This is a genomic window from Lachnoanaerobaculum umeaense (assembly GCF_003589745.1).
GTDB classification, from domain to species: Bacteria; Bacillota; Clostridia; order Lachnospirales; family Lachnospiraceae; genus Lachnoanaerobaculum; species Lachnoanaerobaculum umeaense.
In genome coordinates, this window is record NZ_CP032364.1 from 2313078 (window position 1) to 2331112 (window position 18035).

General features: G+C 36.2%; 23 protein-coding genes. All 23 read right to left on the reverse strand.

Annotation, left to right across the window (positions count from 1 at the left end; genetic code table 11):
* Position 1: 1 nt before the first annotated feature.
* The 23 genes from D4A81_RS10810 to D4A81_RS10920 all read right to left on the reverse strand — a co-directional run bounded on the left by D4A81_RS10810 (position 2) and on the right by D4A81_RS10920 (position 18032).
* Positions 2 to 1180 carry an ABC transporter permease gene (locus D4A81_RS10810; RefSeq protein WP_111524068.1) on the reverse strand — a complete coding sequence of 393 codons (1179 nt, stop codon included), beginning with the start codon at positions 1178 to 1180 and terminating at the stop codon, positions 2 to 4.
* A complete protein-coding gene (locus D4A81_RS10815; protein WP_111524035.1) occupies positions 1164 to 1868 on the reverse strand; it encodes an ABC transporter ATP-binding protein in 705 nt (234 codons plus the stop codon). Before D4A81_RS10815 ends, D4A81_RS10810 begins: the two co-directional genes overlap by 17 nt.
* Complete coding sequence (locus D4A81_RS10820; RefSeq protein ID WP_111524034.1) at positions 1868 to 3592, reverse strand: efflux RND transporter periplasmic adaptor subunit; 1725 nt, start codon at positions 3590 to 3592, stop codon at positions 1868 to 1870. Before D4A81_RS10820 ends, D4A81_RS10815 begins: the two co-directional genes overlap by 1 nt.
* Positions 3593 to 3603: 11 nt before the next feature.
* Complete coding sequence (locus D4A81_RS10825; protein WP_111524033.1) at positions 3604 to 4710, reverse strand: S-layer homology domain-containing protein; 1107 nt, start codon at positions 4708 to 4710, stop codon at positions 3604 to 3606.
* Positions 4711 to 5000: 290 nt separating this feature from the next.
* Positions 5001 to 6536 (reverse strand): 2,3-bisphosphoglycerate-independent phosphoglycerate mutase, encoded by a 1536-nt coding sequence (gpmI, locus tag D4A81_RS10830; RefSeq protein WP_111524032.1) that lies wholly within the window; start codon positions 6534 to 6536, stop codon positions 5001 to 5003.
* 222 nt (positions 6537 to 6758) lie between these two features.
* Positions 6759 to 7589, reverse strand: a complete 831-nt coding sequence (locus tag D4A81_RS10835) for a metal ABC transporter permease (RefSeq protein ID WP_111524031.1) — start codon at positions 7587 to 7589, stop codon at positions 6759 to 6761.
* On the reverse strand, positions 7586 to 8257 hold the full coding sequence (locus D4A81_RS10840; protein ID WP_111524030.1) for a metal ABC transporter ATP-binding protein: 672 nt from the start codon (positions 8255 to 8257) through the stop codon (positions 7586 to 7588). Before D4A81_RS10840 ends, D4A81_RS10835 begins: the two co-directional genes overlap by 4 nt.
* Before the next feature lie 11 nt (positions 8258 to 8268).
* On the reverse strand, positions 8269 to 9327 hold the full coding sequence (locus D4A81_RS10845; RefSeq protein WP_111524029.1) for a metal ABC transporter substrate-binding protein: 1059 nt from the start codon (positions 9325 to 9327) through the stop codon (positions 8269 to 8271).
* Positions 9328 to 9336: 9 nt separating this feature from the next.
* Entirely contained in the window at positions 9337 to 9744 is a 408-nt protein-coding gene (locus D4A81_RS10850; RefSeq protein WP_111524028.1) for a Fur family transcriptional regulator, read from the reverse strand.
* A 180-nt stretch (positions 9745 to 9924) separates the two neighbouring features.
* Complete coding sequence (locus D4A81_RS10855) at positions 9925 to 11139, reverse strand: iron-containing alcohol dehydrogenase (protein WP_111524027.1); 1215 nt, start codon at positions 11137 to 11139, stop codon at positions 9925 to 9927.
* A 139-nt stretch (positions 11140 to 11278) separates the two neighbouring features.
* Positions 11279 to 12082 carry a beta-carotene 15,15'-monooxygenase gene (locus tag D4A81_RS10860; protein ID WP_111524026.1) on the reverse strand — a complete coding sequence of 268 codons (804 nt, stop codon included), beginning with the start codon at positions 12080 to 12082 and terminating at the stop codon, positions 11279 to 11281.
* A complete protein-coding gene (locus D4A81_RS10865; protein WP_111524025.1) occupies positions 12069 to 12542 on the reverse strand; it encodes a low molecular weight protein-tyrosine-phosphatase in 474 nt (157 codons plus the stop codon). The genes D4A81_RS10860 and D4A81_RS10865 overlap by 14 nt, the downstream gene beginning before the upstream one ends.
* A 346-nt stretch (positions 12543 to 12888) precedes the next feature.
* Positions 12889 to 13176 (reverse strand): type II toxin-antitoxin system RelB/DinJ family antitoxin, encoded by a 288-nt coding sequence (locus D4A81_RS10875; protein WP_111524024.1) that lies wholly within the window; start codon positions 13174 to 13176, stop codon positions 12889 to 12891.
* A gap of 135 nt (positions 13177 to 13311) precedes the next feature.
* Entirely contained in the window at positions 13312 to 13485 is a 174-nt protein-coding gene (locus D4A81_RS10880; protein ID WP_243111784.1) for a nucleotidyltransferase domain-containing protein, read from the reverse strand.
* Positions 13486 to 13605: 120 nt separating this feature from the next.
* Positions 13606 to 13791: a hypothetical protein gene (locus D4A81_RS10885; protein ID WP_111524023.1), complete on the reverse strand. Its 186-nt coding sequence runs from the start codon at positions 13789 to 13791 to the stop codon at positions 13606 to 13608.
* Positions 13772 to 13981: an AlbA family DNA-binding domain-containing protein gene (locus tag D4A81_RS10890; protein ID WP_146246991.1), complete on the reverse strand. Its 210-nt coding sequence runs from the start codon at positions 13979 to 13981 to the stop codon at positions 13772 to 13774. Before D4A81_RS10890 ends, D4A81_RS10885 begins: the two co-directional genes overlap by 20 nt.
* A 236-nt stretch (positions 13982 to 14217) precedes the next feature.
* Positions 14218 to 15018, reverse strand: a complete 801-nt coding sequence (locus D4A81_RS10895) for a nucleotidyltransferase domain-containing protein (protein WP_119808309.1) — start codon at positions 15016 to 15018, stop codon at positions 14218 to 14220.
* Positions 15008 to 16030 (reverse strand): nucleotidyltransferase domain-containing protein, encoded by a 1023-nt coding sequence (locus D4A81_RS10900; protein ID WP_111524020.1) that lies wholly within the window; start codon positions 16028 to 16030, stop codon positions 15008 to 15010. Before D4A81_RS10900 ends, D4A81_RS10895 begins: the two co-directional genes overlap by 11 nt.
* Before the next feature lie 106 nt (positions 16031 to 16136).
* Positions 16137 to 16751 (reverse strand): DUF1643 domain-containing protein, encoded by a 615-nt coding sequence (locus D4A81_RS10905; protein ID WP_111524019.1) that lies wholly within the window; start codon positions 16749 to 16751, stop codon positions 16137 to 16139.
* A gap of 82 nt (positions 16752 to 16833) precedes the next feature.
* Positions 16834 to 16992 (reverse strand): hypothetical protein, encoded by a 159-nt coding sequence (locus D4A81_RS13220; RefSeq protein WP_162902585.1) that lies wholly within the window; start codon positions 16990 to 16992, stop codon positions 16834 to 16836.
* 93 nt (positions 16993 to 17085) lie between these two features.
* Positions 17086 to 17331 carry a hypothetical protein gene (locus tag D4A81_RS10910; protein WP_111524018.1) on the reverse strand — a complete coding sequence of 82 codons (246 nt, stop codon included), beginning with the start codon at positions 17329 to 17331 and terminating at the stop codon, positions 17086 to 17088.
* An 82-nt stretch (positions 17332 to 17413) separates the two neighbouring features.
* Positions 17414 to 17713: a macro domain-containing protein gene (locus D4A81_RS13735; protein ID WP_111524017.1), complete on the reverse strand. Its 300-nt coding sequence runs from the start codon at positions 17711 to 17713 to the stop codon at positions 17414 to 17416.
* Entirely contained in the window at positions 17688 to 18032 is a 345-nt protein-coding gene (locus D4A81_RS10920; RefSeq protein ID WP_111524016.1) for a hypothetical protein, read from the reverse strand. Before D4A81_RS10920 ends, D4A81_RS13735 begins: the two co-directional genes overlap by 26 nt.
* Positions 18033 to 18035: the final 3 nt, after the last annotated feature.

The following is an 18035-nucleotide window of genomic DNA, read 5'->3' on the forward strand; positions in this document are numbered from 1 at the left end:
ATTATTCACTTCTAAGTGCATCTATCGGATTTAGACTTGCCGCTCTCATAGCAGGCATATATCCAAAAATAAGTCCTATTGCTACTGATACACTAAATGATATCAGCACTGCATTAAAATTGGCAGGAGATGAAATATTCATAAATCTGCCTATAGTAGGACTGGCAATACAACCCAGTACAATTCCAAGTGAACCTCCCAGTGTACTTGTAACCAAAGCTTCTATAACAAATTGCTGTAGTATAACACCCTTTCTTGCCCCAAGTGCCTTTCTAATACCTATTTCTCTTGTTCTCTCAGTAACTGATACAAGCATTATATTCATAACACCAACACCGGCTACAAGAAGTGAAATACCCGCAATGGCTCCTATAATAGTACTCATAAGAGCAACCTCTTTATTGATTTCTCCAAGCATCTGACTCATAGATTGAACAAAATATGTTTCTTTTTGAGTATAGATAGTTTTTAAAAAATCCTTTAAAAGCTCTACAGCTTGGTTACTCACCTGAGTATTTACAGTTGCAAAAATATAATAATCCGGCACTGAGGTTCCATTTAACTGCCCTGCTGTAGAATAGGGCATAAATGCAAAATCATCACTGCCCCTTGCCGACAGCTGTGTTTTATCCTGTCTTTGTACCACACCCACGACCGTAAATGCCGAACCGTTTATCTTTATAGTCTCACCTATCGCAGCTTTCGGCGAACCGAAAAGCTTGCTTGCAACATAATATCCGATTACAACAACCTTTTGTCTGGATACCATGTCGGCATATGATAGGAATCTTCCTTTCTCAAGTTTGTAATTCTTCAATTTACCATAGTATTCACTTACTCCGGTAACTGTGGTAGTAGTAGTCTTTTCACTTCCTACCTTTATAGTTCCACTCACACTGACCTGTGGAGTCATCTCTGAAAAAATATCTCTATGTTCATTAAAGAAATCATACATCTGATCCACTGACGCCTGTCTTGTTGGCATATTTACCAAATTTACACTGATAGTATTTGCACCCATATCCATAAAGGATTTGATCATATTGTTCATATATCCCATCATAACACTTACAAGGATAACAACTGCGGATACACCTATGATAAGACCAAGCATCGTCAAGAATGATCTCATTTTATTGGCAATAATACTCTTTATTGCAAGTTTAAATGACTGCAGCATACTCTTCACTACTTCCATCAAAATTTATTTTACCGTCAGCTATTCGAATAACTCTCTTTGCCTCAAGTGCAATAGAATTGTCATGTGTAATCATAATAACCGTATTTCCTTCTTCATGAATCTTCTTAAAAAAATCCAATACCTGACGGCTGGTCTTGGAGTCCAAGGCACCTGTAGGCTCATCCGCCAAAATCAGTGAGGGGTTTGCAGCCAGCGCTCTTGCAATACTCACTCTTTGCTGCTGTCCTCCTGAAAGCTGATTGGGCATCTGCTTTGCCTTTTCGGCAAGCCCCACCTTTTCAAGTGCCTCCATTGCCCTATTTTCTCTTTCATGACTTGAAACATGCGCATATAAAAGCGGCAGTTCCACGTTTTCCAAAAGATTCATTCTGGGCAAAAGATTGTATTGCTGAAAAACAAACCCTATCATCTTATTTCTGATATCGGCAAGTTGATTGTCACTGAGCTTTCCGACATCTTTTCCGCCCAAAAGATATTTACCTGATGTAGGCACATCCAAAGCCCCTATAATATTCATAAGAGTGGATTTACCTGAACCTGACTTACCTACAATGGCTACAAACTCTCCCTTGTCGATATCAAGAGTCACACCGTCATTGGCATATACTATCTCATCACCCATTTTATATTCTTTTCGAATATCTGTCATTTGGATAAGTTTTTCCATTATTCTCCTCCGGCTCCTGCATCGGCACCGCCGGCATCAACTCCGGCACCGCCGGCATCGGCTCCGGCTGTATCGGCTTCGCCTCCTTCTGCAGGTATGCCTTCTCCGTCCATGCCGTCTGTTCCCGTATCCATACTTGCGCTATCGTCCACATAGACCTCATCACCTTCATTAAGTCCTGATGTTATCTGAACAAAATCCGCATTTATAACTCCGGTAGTTACTGTAACCTCTTTAAAACCTACAGGGATAAGACCGTCTCCGCTTGAAGCCGCACCGCTTGCATCTGCACTCTGTGTTGCCGAGGTATCTCTTACATATACCTTATTTCCTCTCATAAGAGCACCTGAAGGTATTGTAAGTGCATCCTTTGCAGACTCAAGTGTAATATATCCGTCCACATTCATTCCCGGTAAAAGATTATAAGTCTCATCAAGTGTTACCGTAACAGGATAGGTTGATACACCGTTTTGGCTTGTACTTTCAAGGCTGACATTGGTAACCGTTCCCGAATATTCCTGATCCGGGAAAGCATCCGACTTTATTCTTACTTTCTGTCCGTTTTGAACCTTTGTAATATCCTTCTCATCCACACTCATTTTAAATGTATATGAGCTCATATCATAAATAACAGCCATATTGGTAGCCTTATTGTTTCCGCCTGAGCCCACCTTATCTCCGACTTTGTAGTTCTTTGATATAACTTTTCCGGAAATAGGTGATTTAATGGTATACTCATCATAGGTTTTCTTTGCTGTATCAACACCCTTTTGTGCCGCATCCACATTACCCTGAGCGGTATCTACAGCATCCTTATAAGTTTTTAAAAGTTTCTCAGCGGACTCTGCAGTCATCTTAAAAATAGGTGTTCCGACTTCTACATAATCACCTACATTCACCAATACACTTTCTATCTGTACACCTTCAGCCAGGTCTGCACTCATATCAACATTTGTAGTTGCCTCAAAAGTACCGTCTCCTGTAGAAGTAATATCTCCGACTGTAGCATTTGCAGTGGTCTTATCTGTAAGTCCTCCCGGATTACTTACCTCAAACGTAACATTACGAACAAGTCTTCCACCGTCCATTGTCTGATCCATACTTGATACGGAAATTACTTTTCCCTCTATCTGCTCTCCTGTTTCCGTAAGAGTCAAAGTTCCTGTCATGCCTGCCTGAATATTCTGTGCCTCCATACTTAGGAAAGGAATACGAATATTCATCACAGTATCATTATATATGGTGGCAAGCTTTGTACCTCCGCTTATCTTATCTCCCGCCTGAATACTCAATTCCTTGATATAGCCCTTTCTTGTAGAGCGATACATATTGCCGGAAAAATCAGCCCTTGCCTTTGCAAGATCTTTGTTGGCCGTAGCATATCCGGTATTTGCTTTACTAAGAGAATTATTTGAGGAATTTATATCAGACTCAAGACTTGACTTATCTATTTGATATAGTACCTGGTCTTTAGTTACCATATCGCCTATTTCAAAATCTGCTGCAATAATATCTCCCGATACAAGTGCAGTTATATTATAAGTGTCCTTAGGTGTTATAGTACCTGAAGAGGATATCTCAGAAGAGATATCCTGCTTTGATGCTATTGCTGTAGATACAAATGTACTCGTATCAATCTTTGCAGCCTGTCTTGATTTCATAAAGAAAAATCCACCTACGCCAAGGGCTATAATTGCAGGTATAATAATAAATTTTTTCTTCATCTTTCCCCTCACTAATCTGCTATATAATCAACTACAGTGTAGCTTGCAGATCCATCTTCAGAATTATTTATATCTACGACTAAAGTAACATCGTCATTAACCTTGATACTTCCGTAGATAGAGAATGCAAATTGCATATCACTGTTTGCAATCCTATAAGTTTCACCATCTATGGTCACGGATGTAGGTGTAAGTGTAGATGTTGATTCATAATAAATACTTTCCACAGTACCATGTACCGCCTTCTTACCGTTTGTGGCATCTGTGTTTTCATCATATGCCCATACAGTCTTTGCAGCTGCAGAGTAGTAAATTACAAGACCTACTTCTGAAGAAAGCATAAGACTCTTGAATCTGTCAGCACCTACGCTACTGCCGTCTACAAAGAGATTTGCATCCTTATAATCAAAAGGAAGTGCCTGTGCCAACTGATTTACCGACTTTACTACCTTAGGTCCTTTAAGTGAATTATCAGCTAGCTTTAGAGGGTTTACTTCCTTATCGCTGTTTAACTCACCTCCGAATACGGTTGCGATATATGCTCCTCCGTCTTTCATATTTGTCTTTAACATGTTGTAAAATAGATTTATACAATCCCTCACTTTTAGATTTGAAGTAGGAGTAAGTGATGTAAGATTTTCATTCAGCTCAAGAAATCCATATTTTGCCATTCTCTTATTGTTTGCATCACCTGCGAAATCACTTGCCTGATATCCAAGGAGTGTAAGCACTCCCCTTATAGCATCATTCAATGTAATATTATCATTCGGCTTGAAGTTTCCACCAAGATATCCTGTCATATATCCCTGCTCTACAACCATCTTTATAGCTGAAGCATTTTCATTGTCCTTTGGCACATCATTAAATACAGCAACATTACTAGTTTTTGTAAGCACTGAACGATATGGAGAAGCCTGTGCCAACATCTTAGCAAACTCTCCCCTTGTAACATATCTGTCTATATTTCCACTTACAAATGTAATACCTGTAAGACCAATTACTTTTTTTCTCAAATCAAAGTTTGAACTCTGTGCAAAAGCTGTACTTGCACCAATACTTTGAACAGCCATGATAGATGACAAACCAAGTGCCCCTATTTTCATTAATCTACTTCTCATATAACCTCCGTTATCTGTTTATTAAAGCGTTTAGTATTATATCGCAATTATTTTTCTATGCAATAATAATCACAAAATATTTATTTATTTTTACACTAATCTTTATTCAAGCCATTGTATTAGTTTACCAATACACATAATACATATAATACACTATTGTGTTTTTAAAGTCAATTAATGCTATATGAATTATCTTTGTATATTATTTACGTATTATTTAAAAATGTAGAGGTGGTATATATAAATATAAAAATGCCCAAGGCAAAACCTTGAGCAACTTATAAATCATATTATTTTTCTACTAAAAGGCTCTTTCCTGTCATTGATGCAGGCTTTTCAAGCCCCATAAGCTCAATCAATGTAGGCACTATATCGCAAAGTCTTCCGCCCTCTGCCAGAGTGTACTTAGGATCCGCATTTACCAAAATGAAAGGTACAGGATTTGTTGTATGAGCTGTATGCGGTTCACCTGTCTCTTTATCAACTAAAGTCTCACAGTTTCCGTGGTCTGCACAGATAAACATCACCCCGTTAACTTCCTTGATAGCCTCTACAGTTCTTCCTATACACTCATCAACTGTTTCTACAGCCTTGATAGCTGCATTTTCCACAGCCGTATGACCTACCATGTCAGGGTTTGCAAAATTTATAATAATAACATCATACTTACCACCCTTAATAGCATCCACAAGCTTATCACATACTTCATATGCACTCATCTGTGGCTTTAAGTCATACGTAGCTACATCCTTTGGTGAGTTTACAAGAATTCTGTCCTCTCCCTCATTAGGCTCTTCATTACCACCATTAAAGAAGAATGTAACATGAGCATATTTCTCTGTCTCGGCTATTCTTACCTGCTTCATACCATGCTCTGCTATAAACTCCCCAAATGTATCCTTTATCTCTTCCTTCTCAAAGGCAACAAGCTTGTTACCGATACTCTCATCATAATCTGTGAAGCATACAAATGTAGTATCAAGTCTCTTTCCTCTGTTAAAGCCGTCAAAATCGTCTACACAGAATACTCTTGTCATTTCTCTTGCTCTGTCAGGTCTAAAGTTAAAGAATATAACAGAATCATTATCTCTGATAACCTTTGCACCGTCATGGTCTACTGAGAAAGGTACAACAAACTCATCATTCTTACCCTCATCATATGACTCCTGTATACCCCCTGTAGCACTTTTCTTCAGGTTTCCACCCTTAGTCATAATAGAATAAGCAGCTTCAACTCTATCCCATCTATTATCTCTATCCATCGCATAGAAACGTCCCATAACAGAAGCTACTTTACCTACTCCAATTTTAGCCATCTGCTCCTCAAGCTCTGCTACAAATTCCTTTCCTGATGTAGGAGGTGTATCTCTACCGTCAAGGAAAGCATGAACATATACTTCCTTTAAATCATTTCTCTTTGCAAGTTCCAAAAGTCCGTAAATATGTGTATTGTGGCTGTGAACACCACCACTTGAAACAAGTCCCATAAGGTGAAGAGCACCACCATTCTTCTTTGCATTCTCCACAGCTGCAAGAAGTGCCTTGTTCTCAAAGAAATCTCCGTCCTCTATGGACTTAGATATTCTTGTAAGCTCCTGATAGATAATTCTTCCGGCACCCATATTCATATGGCCTACCTCTGAATTACCCATCTGTCCGTCAGGTAGACCTACAAAAAGTCCACTTGCCTGTCCTTCTACAAAAGGATACTCCTTCATCAAATTGCAAAGATTAGGTGTATTTGCCTCAAATACTGCATTGTGTTCATGCTCTTTTCTAAGTCCTAAACCATCCATTATACATAATACTACAGGTCTTTTTTCCATATATACCTCGTTTTCTATCAAACAGTTTTAATGCTGTTTAAATAAATGCTATTAGTCAGCAGCCCGACACAATGCCGAAGCTGCGTATTATTTTCAAATTTGATTTGATTTTACATTAATTCTAAGACATTATCAAGACAAAAAAATAACAAAGCTTATAAAAAATAAAATCCGTGTTATAATTCAGGAAATCATCTCCCAAACTATAACACAGATTTCAGTTTAACGCCCTATTCTACCCAGGAGATAGAATATGAAAAATGCCAAAATATCAATGCACACAATAGTAGCACCTACCGGAGATCCCCCCAATATTGAAATAAAGAGTCCAAGGCTTGTACAAACTACTGAAAATATTGCTGATGATATAGTCACTGAGAGGAAACTCTTAAATATACACATTGATGCCAATGCAGGAAACACCACCAGTGCAGAAATAAGAAGTGATCCGACCAAATTCATCGCCAATACAACAATTATTGCTATGATTATTGCTATCAAAAGATTATACTTCTTTGTATTAATACCTGTAGCAGCAGCAAAGCTTTCATCAAATGTTACCACAAATATTTTATTATAAAATAACACAAATGTTGCTATTACAATGACTGACAGTACAATACAAATAATTACTTTTTCCTTCGTCAAGGTAAGTATTGAAGTGGAACCAAATAGTGTGGTACATACATCTCCTGCTAAATTACTTCCACTTGAAAACACATTCATCACAAGATAACCAAAAGCCATAGCTCCGACAGACATCATAGTTATTGATGCATCACCCTTTATCTTACTATTGCTCCCCCCCTTTAAGAGCAATATAGCAGCAATAATAGTTACCGGTAATACCAACATCATATTGTCAGTCATATTAAAAACTGTAGACACAGCTACTGCACCAAATGCTACATGTGAAAGTCCGTCACCAATGAATGAAAAGCGTTTTAATACTAAAATAACTCCAAGTAAAGAGGAGCAAAGTGCTATAAGTACACCTACAATTATTGCATATCTAACAAATGGATAACTCAAATATAAACTAAATCCTTTCATTTCACATCAAAACTCCTTTTATACTCAAGTATACTTCCAAAGAATATCTCTTTCCCGATATAGAGTACCTTGCTTGCGTACTCAAGTACCTCCTTTATATCATGAGAAATCATAACTATAGTCATATCACTTCTATTCAAGTCATTTATTATGTCATACATATTTTGACTTGCCTGTGGATCCAGACCAGTCACAGGCTCATCAAGTATCATAAGTCTATGGCCTGCCATCAGCGCCCTGGCTAAAAGCACTCTCTGCTGTTGTCCTCCGGATAGTTCACTAAAGCTTCTCTTCATAAGATCCGAAAGCCCCAATTTCTCTATCTTTTCTTTTGCACTCTGCTTTTCTTTAGATGTATAAAATGGTCTAATTCCCACCTTGGACTGACAACCTGAAAGTACAATCTCAAAAACTGAAGCCGGAAAATCCTTCAACAGCTGTTGTTGCTGTGACAGATATCCTATTTCCGTTGCACATAAATTTTCATTGTAAATCACCTCTCCGGATATAGGCTTTATAAGTTTCAAAAGCGTCTTTATCAATGTGGACTTCCCCACACCATTTTCACCTATAACACATAGATAATCTCCCTCTTTTATTTCAAAGTTAAGATTCTCTACTATAGCCCTTCCGTCATATCCAAGTGACAAATTTTCACATTTTATCATAAATCTCCAGTCTATAAAGCTTCCTTTAGTACTTCTAAATTCTTTTTCATTATATCAATGTAGTTTGCATTATCACTACTCTTTGTGGATTGCATAGAATCAAGTACCAAAACTGTAGCATTCTTATCTTTGGTATTATCAACTATTGTTTTTGCCAACTCTCCCTTTGAACCGTCTATAATAAATATCTTTGACATATTAAGTTCATCCATTTTATTTGCCAAGAATGTCACAGTTTCAAATGATGCCTCACTACCTGCATCACAACCCATAAATGCAGCATAATACTTTATTCCATACTCATTTACAAGATATCTAAATGGAAATCTATCTCCTACTATAATAGTCTTATCTTGAATACTTGAAAGAGTATCTTTGTATTCCTTATCAAGTTCGTCTAGCTTTACTAAATAATCATTTGCGTTCTTCTCATAGCTTGCCTTATTTTCAGGATCGATCTCAGCCAGCTTTGCCTCTATAGCACTTACTATAGTTTCCGCATTCTTGATTGAGAGCCATACATGCTCATCTATAGCTTCCTCACCATCATGACCGTGTTCTGCATGGTCAGCATCTTCATGCTCACCTTCTTCATGTGCATGTTCTTCACCCTCATGTTCATTCTCTTCCTCCTGCATACCCTCTACAAGTTCCTCAGCTAATGCAGCTTCACCAATACTGTCTACCATATTGATATACTTTAAATTAGGATTTTCTTTAATTATATCCTCAGCCCATTCATCAGACTCTCCACCTACATATACAAACAGATCACTATCTGTGATTTTTGCAATATCCGCTGCAGATGCCTGATAGCTGTGCAAATCAACTCCCTTGTCTATAAGGAATGATATCTCTACATTTTCATTATCACCTACCACCTGTTTTACCCAATCATATGCCGGAAAAATAGTAGTAACAATACTTAACTTCTTCGTTTCGCTGCCGGTGCTTTCAGCTACAGCACTGCTACTCTCAGCCACAGTAGCACTGTCTTCCTTCTTTGCACAACCCAAAACCATCATCATAGCCACAAGGATACTAAGTCCTATTCCAATATACTTCTTCATAGTCTTCCTCTATTCTCTACATTCATTACAAGTTCCATAGAAAACTGTTCTGGCATGGTCTATAGCAAAGCCATGTTCATCTCTTAGATGTTCTCCTATCAAAGATAATTCAGTACATTTCAAATGTATAAGCTTACCGCATTTTTCACATTTACAATGAAAGCACACCGGATGAACGTCTTCATCCTCCATATATTCAAAGCAGGCACTATCTCCTGTTTCCAATACATACTTATGTACAATCCCATCACCTACCATTCGTTCCAGATGCCTGTATATAGTAGCTTTTCCTATATTCTTCCCTTTATTTTTGAAAAATAGAACAATGTCATTTACCGTAAGATGCTTATTAACATTTTCCTTCAGGAACTCTTCTATTTCCAACAGCTGTCTGGTTTTATACTGAGCTTTCTTCAAACCACACCTCCAATTTGACTAATGAGTATTTAACTCAATTTGAAACTCGATATCATATTACAACTTTTTTTTCGTTTTTTCAAGTAGATTTGATAATGAGTTTTATTTTGTTTTTGCAAAAAAACACATCAATAGTCAAAATCTCAACTACTGATGTGTTTATTTATACTATAAAATACTTTAGAAATCTACCTCTGTATCATAATAGCAGCATTTAAGCAGTTTTTCCATCTCCTCTACGCTTGGTTGTCTTGGATTTGAACCTGTACATGCATCTGCAATAGCATTCACTGCTATATCATGAAGTCTCTCTAAGAATACTTCCTCCGGTACAAATCCATTCTCTGTAGGATATGAGTCTGCACCATAGTTCTTAATGCAGTGTGGAATGTTTAGAGCATCATTCAAACCTCTAAGGTACTTAATAAGCTCTTTTATCTTCTCTTCCTCAGTATTTCCTGCAAGGCCAAGTACATCAGCTATCTTTGCATATCTCTTTGCGGCTTCCTTATCCTTTGCATTGAAAGCGATAACTTTTGGAAGATACATCGCATTTGCTGCACCATGAATGATATGTGCACCATAATCTCCAAATGCAGCACCTGTCTTATGAGCCATAGAATGTACTATTCCAAGCAAAGCATTTGAGAATGCCATACCTGCAAGACATTGTGCATTATGCATTGCATCTCTGGCTGCCTCATCTTCATTATATGATTTTACAAGATATTTTTGAATCATCTCTATAGAATGAAGTGCAAGCGGATCTGTAAAATCACAATTTGCAGTAGATACATAAGCTTCAATTGCATGTGTCATAGCATCCATACCTGTATGTGCTACAAGCTTCTTTGGCATTGTCTGTGCAAGTGCAGGATCTACTATTGCCACATCAGGTGTTATCTCAAAATCAGCTATAGGATATTTGATTCCCTTCTCATAATCTGTAATAATTGAGAAAGCTGTTACTTCAGTAGCTGTTCCTGATGTAGATGAAATAGCACAGAATTTTGCTTTCTTTCTAAGAGCAGGAATGCCAAATACCTTACACATATCCTCAAAAGTACACTCGGGATATTCATATTTGATCCACATAGCCTTAGCTGCATCAATAGGTGAACCACCACCAATAGCTACTATCCAGTCAGGTCCAAACTCAAGCATTTCTTTTGCACCACGCATTACAGTGTCTACAGAAGGATCAGGCTCGATTCCCTCAAATAGCTTTACTTCCATACCTGCTTCCTCTAAGTATGCAATAACTCTATCTAAAAATCCAAACTTCTTCATAGAACCGCCACCTACGCAAACAAAAGCTTTTTTGCCGGTAAAGTTTTTCAAAGCCTCAAGTGAATCTTTTCCATGATAAATGTCTCTTGGTAATGTAAATCTCATATTAAGCCTCCATAGTTTTGAGCGCTCAGCTCTTCTACCACAAGAACTGAAGTGTTACTAAAATTTCTTATGTCTATAGTATAGCTTTACAATGGTTTTGTCAATGTTTTAACGATATTTTTTTAACAATACTTCACATTTACCTATTATCATTAGGCATAAGGCTGAATTGATTCACATTTATTGAAAACACCAGCTTCATTATCCAGAAAAAGAATATCAATACTCCTATCGGTATAAGGCATGATGTTACCAAAAGTACTGCTATAGCTTCCACAAAAGAACTCAATGTATTCTCAAATTTCTTCACAAGATCATTTATATTTCCGGCAATATTATTTACAAACTTTTCTATGGCATTACCGCTCTTATTTTCTTCATTTGCACTGTCTGTTACAGTCTGTGTATTTGCCTTAGCATTATCCAAAGTTATTTGTATAGATGCCGAATAATTCTTCTCTATCATCTTTGCAATATTTACACTTATTGGAATAGTAAATGATATTACAATACTAAATAAAAACAACTTGGTAGCTATCTTTGCAAATATACTCTTATTAGAAGCAATAAATATTATAAAAAGAACACAGGCTATTGGAATTATGTACTTAAATGCAACAAAACCTGTGATTGTAAGCAAGAATTTCTCAAGATAAATTGCACATAGTACTATTAGAAAATATTTACTCATATCTGCAAGCTCCTGTGCAATAGGCGTGCCTACATCCCCCGGCAAAAGGGTTATAGCAGATGAAGACGCTACTGCCGCAGCCGCTAATTCCATCACCTTATTCTTACTTTTATCCAATGCACTTATTGTTTCTGCATGATACTCCACACTGCCCAGTTTATTTGCTATTAAAAAGAATGATATAGATGCAAATACAATGCAAAAGATTACAGCAACTATCTTTAAAATCAAAATTTTCTTAATTGATGACATTTCTATCCTCCAAAAATTCAAAAAAACCGTCTATACCTTTATTAATATCCTTATATGCGGTGTCAAATCTATCAGTGTACCATGGATCTGATACAGACTCGTCACTTCCCGCAAAGCTTAAAAGTTTGAATATCTTCTCTCCTTCACCAAAGAGATTTTTCATATTTCTGATATTGGCATCATCCATACCTATAAGATAGTCGTAGTTGTCATAGTCTGACTTCACCATCTGTCTTGCTCTCTTTCCTGCACAGGCTATGCCATGTTTTTTTAATTCATCTTTAGCAGCCGGATATACCGGATTTCCTACACCATTCCATATCTCTTCTGAACTTGTAGCGGCTGATGCTATCTCAAATGAATCCTCCAACCCAAGTTTCTTCACTTTGTCTTTCATTATAAACTCTGCCATTGGTGAACGGCATATATTGCCGTGGCAGATAAAAAGTACTTTTATCATAAATTTATTCCTAACCTATTTATATATTAGTGTTTATTAAAATATTTAATTCATTTTATTTTCGTAATCTTACAATCCATGAAAAATATTATCAACATATACCATATCATCCTCAATACGATAAAGCATAAAATACCTATGAAACAAAAAATTTATTCTTCGATATCCTAATTCACTTAGCTTTTTATTATCAAAAATTTTTAGGCTTCCGGCAACATTGACAAACTTACCTTTGTTGCCTCAAAATCATTTAATAAATTTCTTGCAGTCTGCTCCCTTTTTTTTCAAACAAAAGATATGTGATAAAACTATCAAGATCATTCTCTGCATTCTGCATCAAACAACCTTATAATCCATACTTTGACCTAATATCTGAAATCACATCATCTGTATCCCTAAACTTTTCCTGTTCTCTGGATCTTTCAAGTTTTTCCAAAAGTTCTTTCTCATTCAAAGGTAGATATGGATTTGATCCTATCTGTCTTTTTATTTCAAAAGGAAATCCATTTGTGGCAACAGCCTGTGTCAAAAAAATCCTGATTGCCGTTGTTGTATCTGTACCTAAATCCTTAAATAGAGCATCAGATTTACTCTTTAACTCATCTTCAACCCTTACCTGAATCGTACTGGCCATGTTTTGCACCTCACTTCCATCTATCAGTATTAATTATAATGCTAAAACATTGCTATTTCAATACATATACATTATCCTTACATAGACAATCATTGATTAAATTTCATTCCAAAAACAATTATATTCTAGCTGCTTTTATGATTTTCTTCCAAACACATCTATCACCCCTCTAAACTCCTCTTCCAGCACTCTCCAGTCAGTATTCCTGTCATCTTCCATTGCTTCTACAGTCGCCTTATAATATTCCAGTTTCTTTTCTATATATTTATTAATCACCTCAACTCTTGGGCCTTTTTGGGCTTCAGACATCTTTATCTTGCAAAATCTCGTGATTTCACGAGATAATCACGAGATTTTTCTATTTACTCTCCGCTGAAATAAAGGTATATTTTTTCATCTTGTGAAAACCCCTTATTTTTCACGAGATAATCACGAGATAGATTGTGCCATTTGTTTCTTTATACTATCCATCGCCATCTGTAATTGTGTTAAGAACTCAACACTTTCAATACCAATCCTATACTTAGTAGACGGTCCATTTCCAATTTTCATTATCAGATTCTTATCTTCCAGAACTTGAATAGCTTTTCTTACTTTATACTCTGTTGTAGACAATATATCCTTCTTCAACACCAAGAATTATCCAACCACCTGAAGTGTTACTAAAAGATGAATAACTTTCCCAAAATGCATTAGGAAGTTCTTGGGCCTTTTTTAGTTCAATATAATATTTTTCATGAACATCCTCTAGCCATTCTTTCAAATCTACAGATGTTAGTTCTTCCGGATTTATCGTTGTCTTCAAATAATCTCCCTTCCACACAATATTCAATATAAACATGACTGCCTACATAAAGGTGTGCTAACCTAATTATAGCATTTATATAGTTCTTTCAACATCTTATTATTCTAGTTGTAATCTTAATAATATTCTTAACTAACCATCACCTTATAGGTTTCTTTACATAAATAATAACAGAATATCTAAATATTTCAAAGTTTTGAAATTTCATTCCAAAAACAATTATATTCTAGCTGCTTTTATGATTTTCTTCCAAACACATCTATCACCCCTCTAAACTCCTCTTCCAGCACTCCCCAGTCAGTGTTCCTGTCATCTTCCATTGCTTCTACAGTCGCCTTATAATATTCCAGTTTCTTTTCTATATATTTATTAATCACCTCAACTCTTGGGCCTTTTTGGGCTTCAGACATCTTTATCTTCTTTGCAAGCAGATCTTCTACTGCCGCCTTCATATCTTCCTCAAGAACAGCATTAATTAATTCATCAAAAAGTACCGGTGGCGGGCATTTTCTTTCATCTATCCATTTACAGGCAAGAATAGGTCTAAGTACATAAAAATACTTTTTGTAATTTACCATATCCTCACATAGATACTCGTGGTAATTCTTATTTGCTGTACCATAGTAATGATAAAGAGCTGACTTACATGAAAAGTACTTTGATGCTGTTCTGGCATAGATACTCTTCCATTCATCCGTAGTATAATACACTATAGGCGAATTGCTCCACTCAAATAATGTCGCATTTGATTTGTGAAAATGCTTCAATGCCTTTTTTATATCCCAACCATTGATATCAAGCACCTCGTTTAATTCCCAATCAATAAAATCCTTGTTCTCACGAAGTGATAAATAAAAGTTTTTATTTCTTACATAGATAAATCTTACATCATAGTCACTATCCGGTGAAGCAAAACCCCATGCTCTGCTGCCGGATTCTATAGCATGTAAAACTTTTATATTTTCTTTTTCTTCTATCTCTCTGAGCTTCATGCAAATCAGTTCTTCTATATTTCCTTCAAAATTCTCATATCTCATCTCGAATCACCTTTTCATTTATTGTCATTACCAGTTCCTGAACTCTTTTAAAATCCGGATCATCCGGAAGATCTGTGTGCTTAGCTGCATAATGTAGACGTCTTTCATACTCTCTCATCATATCATAGAAGCTGTCCGAAAAAGTACCATGCTCATTTTGAAACTTTCCAAAACGTATATCCATCAGCAGATCATGTTCCTTTTCTCTATATGTATTGATTTCTCCGCTTTCCAATATATCCAGAGCCATAATAAACAATCTGATAAGATGCATGGCATGTTTATTCAGATGCAGATCGTCCTTCTTTTTATTTCTCTTTCCTATTTTCTCATAATCTTTTACAACATTTGACATTGTATTCCACATACTTGCGTAATATCTTAAAGGATAATGATTCAACTTTGCATTGATAAATATCTCTGTTTCAAGCTCCGGATTAACTGCCTTGTCAATAAAAATCTCCAGACTTCCGCTTTCAAAGCTCTTATAGCTTAAGTTAAAACTGTACATTGCATTCTTTACTGAATTAAAAATATGCTGCTCTTTTTCACTCTGAGGAAATGTATCCCTGGCCAATGCATTCTGCAATCTTCTTAACTGAGCATCCGCATAGCCTCCAAATGACTGAATAGCCCTTTTGGATAAAAACAATCTTTTGTTATCAAGAAGCATCTGTCCTATATCATTAAGATAGAGATAATTATCCTGTGAAAGCCCCAATAACTCTATTGTATTCGGATTGCAACTTAAAAGTAAATTCACCATTTTATTGAATGCATAGATAACGGTATCAGTATTATCGTCCACATACTGTTCAAATTGTGTAAGTCCTATAAGGTCTGATTTTTGATTAAGTGTAATTCCTCTTATATCTATATCACTGCCTTCTATATTTGTCCCATATGCATAGCTTCCTGCCAGTCCAAGAAGTATCACATGCTTACCAAGATGCTCATTAGTATTTATAAAATTATATTCGGGTTTATTCAAAATCGCTTTGTAGTCGGTCATAATATCTCCTTGTGGTACTTTAAGAATAACTAAACTATTACATTACGTAGGAGTCAATAGCTTTTATAACAAATTTTCATGTAACAATGATTATGATTCATTCCAGCTATTTCAAACATTCACTAACATAATCTTCTATATCAAAAATCTCAAATTTAGATTCCTTGCTTAAATACAACGGATGATGTGGATGACCTTTCTTTGACAACTTTCCGGTCCTCACCCATTGCACATCATATTTCTTTCCAATCTGAATCATATCTTGAAGGCACTGCTTAAGATATGGTCGTTTCTCAATGATTGTTCCCCAAGCTGCCCATATAACAGGCATTTCACCTGCATTCTTCAACATATAGTGAAATGCTTTCATATTCTCTATATGAAGGTTCTCATTAAAGACCTTATCCATATCATCAGGACGTGTTGCTCTCTGCGCATACACATTAAACATGATAAATGAATCAAAACCATTACTGATTGCCAATCGGGCAACTGATTTTAATGTATTATCAAGATCATCCGGTTGTGCTGTTGAAGGATTAATTCCAATGGTAATCAAAGGTTTATTCCCTACTGTACCCAAAATATAACGATATTCTGAATAAAAGTTAGGCACAAAAATCCACTTATTTCTATCATATTGAGTTTCTATATTGTCCATAAGTGCATTTTCAAAGCCAAGTATCTCAACTTGACCGCTCTCGTTACTTGGTATATGCATAAGTATATTCTCCTTACTCGTATCTAAACACTTCTCATGCTCCTAGAGTCTCATTTGTATATTTGAACAGAACCGGACTTAACTACATGATATCATACTGACGATCAAGAATTGTTTCCTTAACAATAAGATCAATATTCGCCCATTTCCAGATATCTTTATTATCTAAACCTGAATTATAAATAAGCTCAAATAACTTGTCATGGAAAGATTCTCCCATATTCTCTAGTTGATCTTCCAATGATATCTCCAGTGACGACATTTTGAGACTTTCAAATAGTGATGCTGACTCTGATTCTTTCACATCATTAAGAGTTACTTCTTCATAATATGCTCATTCATCCCGGAAATCGTCTTCTTTGAACATTCTTCTTTGCACATTCTTGGAACTTCTCTCTTTATATTCAGACAAACTCTTTTTGCTTACATAATTTTCATCTATGTAAGAATCAATCTCTCCCATCAACTGTGACGAAAGCTGAAACGAATGCTTATCAAATACTACAAGCGTAATATTCATCTCATTATCCATCAGAAATTTTCTAAAGACACTGACTGCAATCTGTAATGCTCTATCCATTGGGAAGCCATATACACCTGTTAATATGAGTGGGAACGCAATGCTTTAGCATTTTAGTTCTTCTGCCTTATCCAGTGAATTCTCATAAATAACAACGCTCCAAAATATCAAATTCGTCACTGTTGCCATCAATCCACTTAGGTCCTACAGTATGAATAATATATTTTGCATGAAGTCGAAATGCAGGAGTTACTGCCACTTCACCTCTTTCAATATTTCCAATTTTACTACATCCTACTAATAGCTCTTCCGTTCCCGCCGCAGTATATATCGCTGTATCAGTTCCTCCACCATATGTTGGTCTTGGATTGGCAGTATTCAGGATTGCATCTGCTTTTACATTAGAAATATCATTTCTAATGATGTGAAATGGCTTCCAAATATGTTACCGTTTTCCCATGTTTCTTTGCATATTCAATCTCAGAGATGGTACTCTCTCCGATATATCCTCCTACGTTAATCACATAAATGCCATATGCCATATCTATCTTTCTTTTATGCATATCATCAATCATTTCTTTTGTATCGGTTAACGTGCCTTCGTCCATATTTTCCCATACTTCTTGATCACCTGTATGACCGAAAAGTCCAACAGATATGACAATATTACCTTCAAGCGTAAGTCTTTTCTGTGCTTCAATAAATTCGTCTTTAAAATGTGTACTACCACATAGGGTAATAACCGGATATTTTCCGACCACTGT

Coding starts and splice junctions, on each gene's coding strand:
- D4A81_RS10810 (WP_111524068.1), bottom strand. CDS start 1,180: ATGCTGCAGTCATTTAAACTTGCAATAAAGAGTATTATTGCCAATAAA.
- D4A81_RS10815 (WP_111524035.1), bottom strand. CDS start 1,868: ATGGAAAAACTTATCCAAATGACAGATATTCGAAAAGAATATAAAATG.
- D4A81_RS10820 (WP_111524034.1), bottom strand. CDS start 3,592: ATGAAGAAAAAATTTATTATTATACCTGCAATTATAGCCCTTGGCGTA.
- D4A81_RS10825 (WP_111524033.1), bottom strand. CDS start 4,710: ATGAGAAGTAGATTAATGAAAATAGGGGCACTTGGTTTGTCATCTATC.
- gpmI (WP_111524032.1), bottom strand. CDS start 6,536: ATGGAAAAAAGACCTGTAGTATTATGTATAATGGATGGTTTAGGACTT.
- D4A81_RS10835 (WP_111524031.1), bottom strand. CDS start 7,589: ATGAAAGGATTTAGTTTATATTTGAGTTATCCATTTGTTAGATATGCA.
- D4A81_RS10840 (WP_111524030.1), bottom strand. CDS start 8,257: ATGATAAAATGTGAAAATTTGTCACTTGGATATGACGGAAGGGCTATA.
- D4A81_RS10845 (WP_111524029.1), bottom strand. CDS start 9,327: ATGAAGAAGTATATTGGAATAGGACTTAGTATCCTTGTGGCTATGATG.
- D4A81_RS10855 (WP_111524027.1), bottom strand. CDS start 11,139: ATGAGATTTACATTACCAAGAGACATTTATCATGGAAAAGATTCACTT.
- D4A81_RS10860 (WP_111524026.1), bottom strand. CDS start 12,082: ATGTCATCAATTAAGAAAATTTTGATTTTAAAGATAGTTGCTGTAATC.
- D4A81_RS10865 (WP_111524025.1), bottom strand. CDS start 12,542: ATGATAAAAGTACTTTTTATCTGCCACGGCAATATATGCCGTTCACCA.
- D4A81_RS10875 (WP_111524024.1), bottom strand. CDS start 13,176: ATGGCCAGTACGATTCAGGTAAGGGTTGAAGATGAGTTAAAGAGTAAA.
- D4A81_RS10880 (WP_243111784.1), bottom strand. CDS start 13,485: ATGTCTGAAGCCCAAAAAGGCCCAAGAGTTGAGGTGATTAATAAATAT.
- D4A81_RS10895 (WP_119808309.1), bottom strand. CDS start 15,018: ATGAGATATGAGAATTTTGAAGGAAATATAGAAGAACTGATTTGCATG.
- D4A81_RS10900 (WP_111524020.1), bottom strand. CDS start 16,030: ATGACCGACTACAAAGCGATTTTGAATAAACCCGAATATAATTTTATA.
- D4A81_RS10905 (WP_111524019.1), bottom strand. CDS start 16,751: ATGCATATACCAAGTAACGAGAGCGGTCAAGTTGAGATACTTGGCTTT.
- D4A81_RS10910 (WP_111524018.1), bottom strand. CDS start 17,331: ATGGATAGAGCATTACAGATTGCAGTCAGTGTCTTTAGAAAATTTCTG.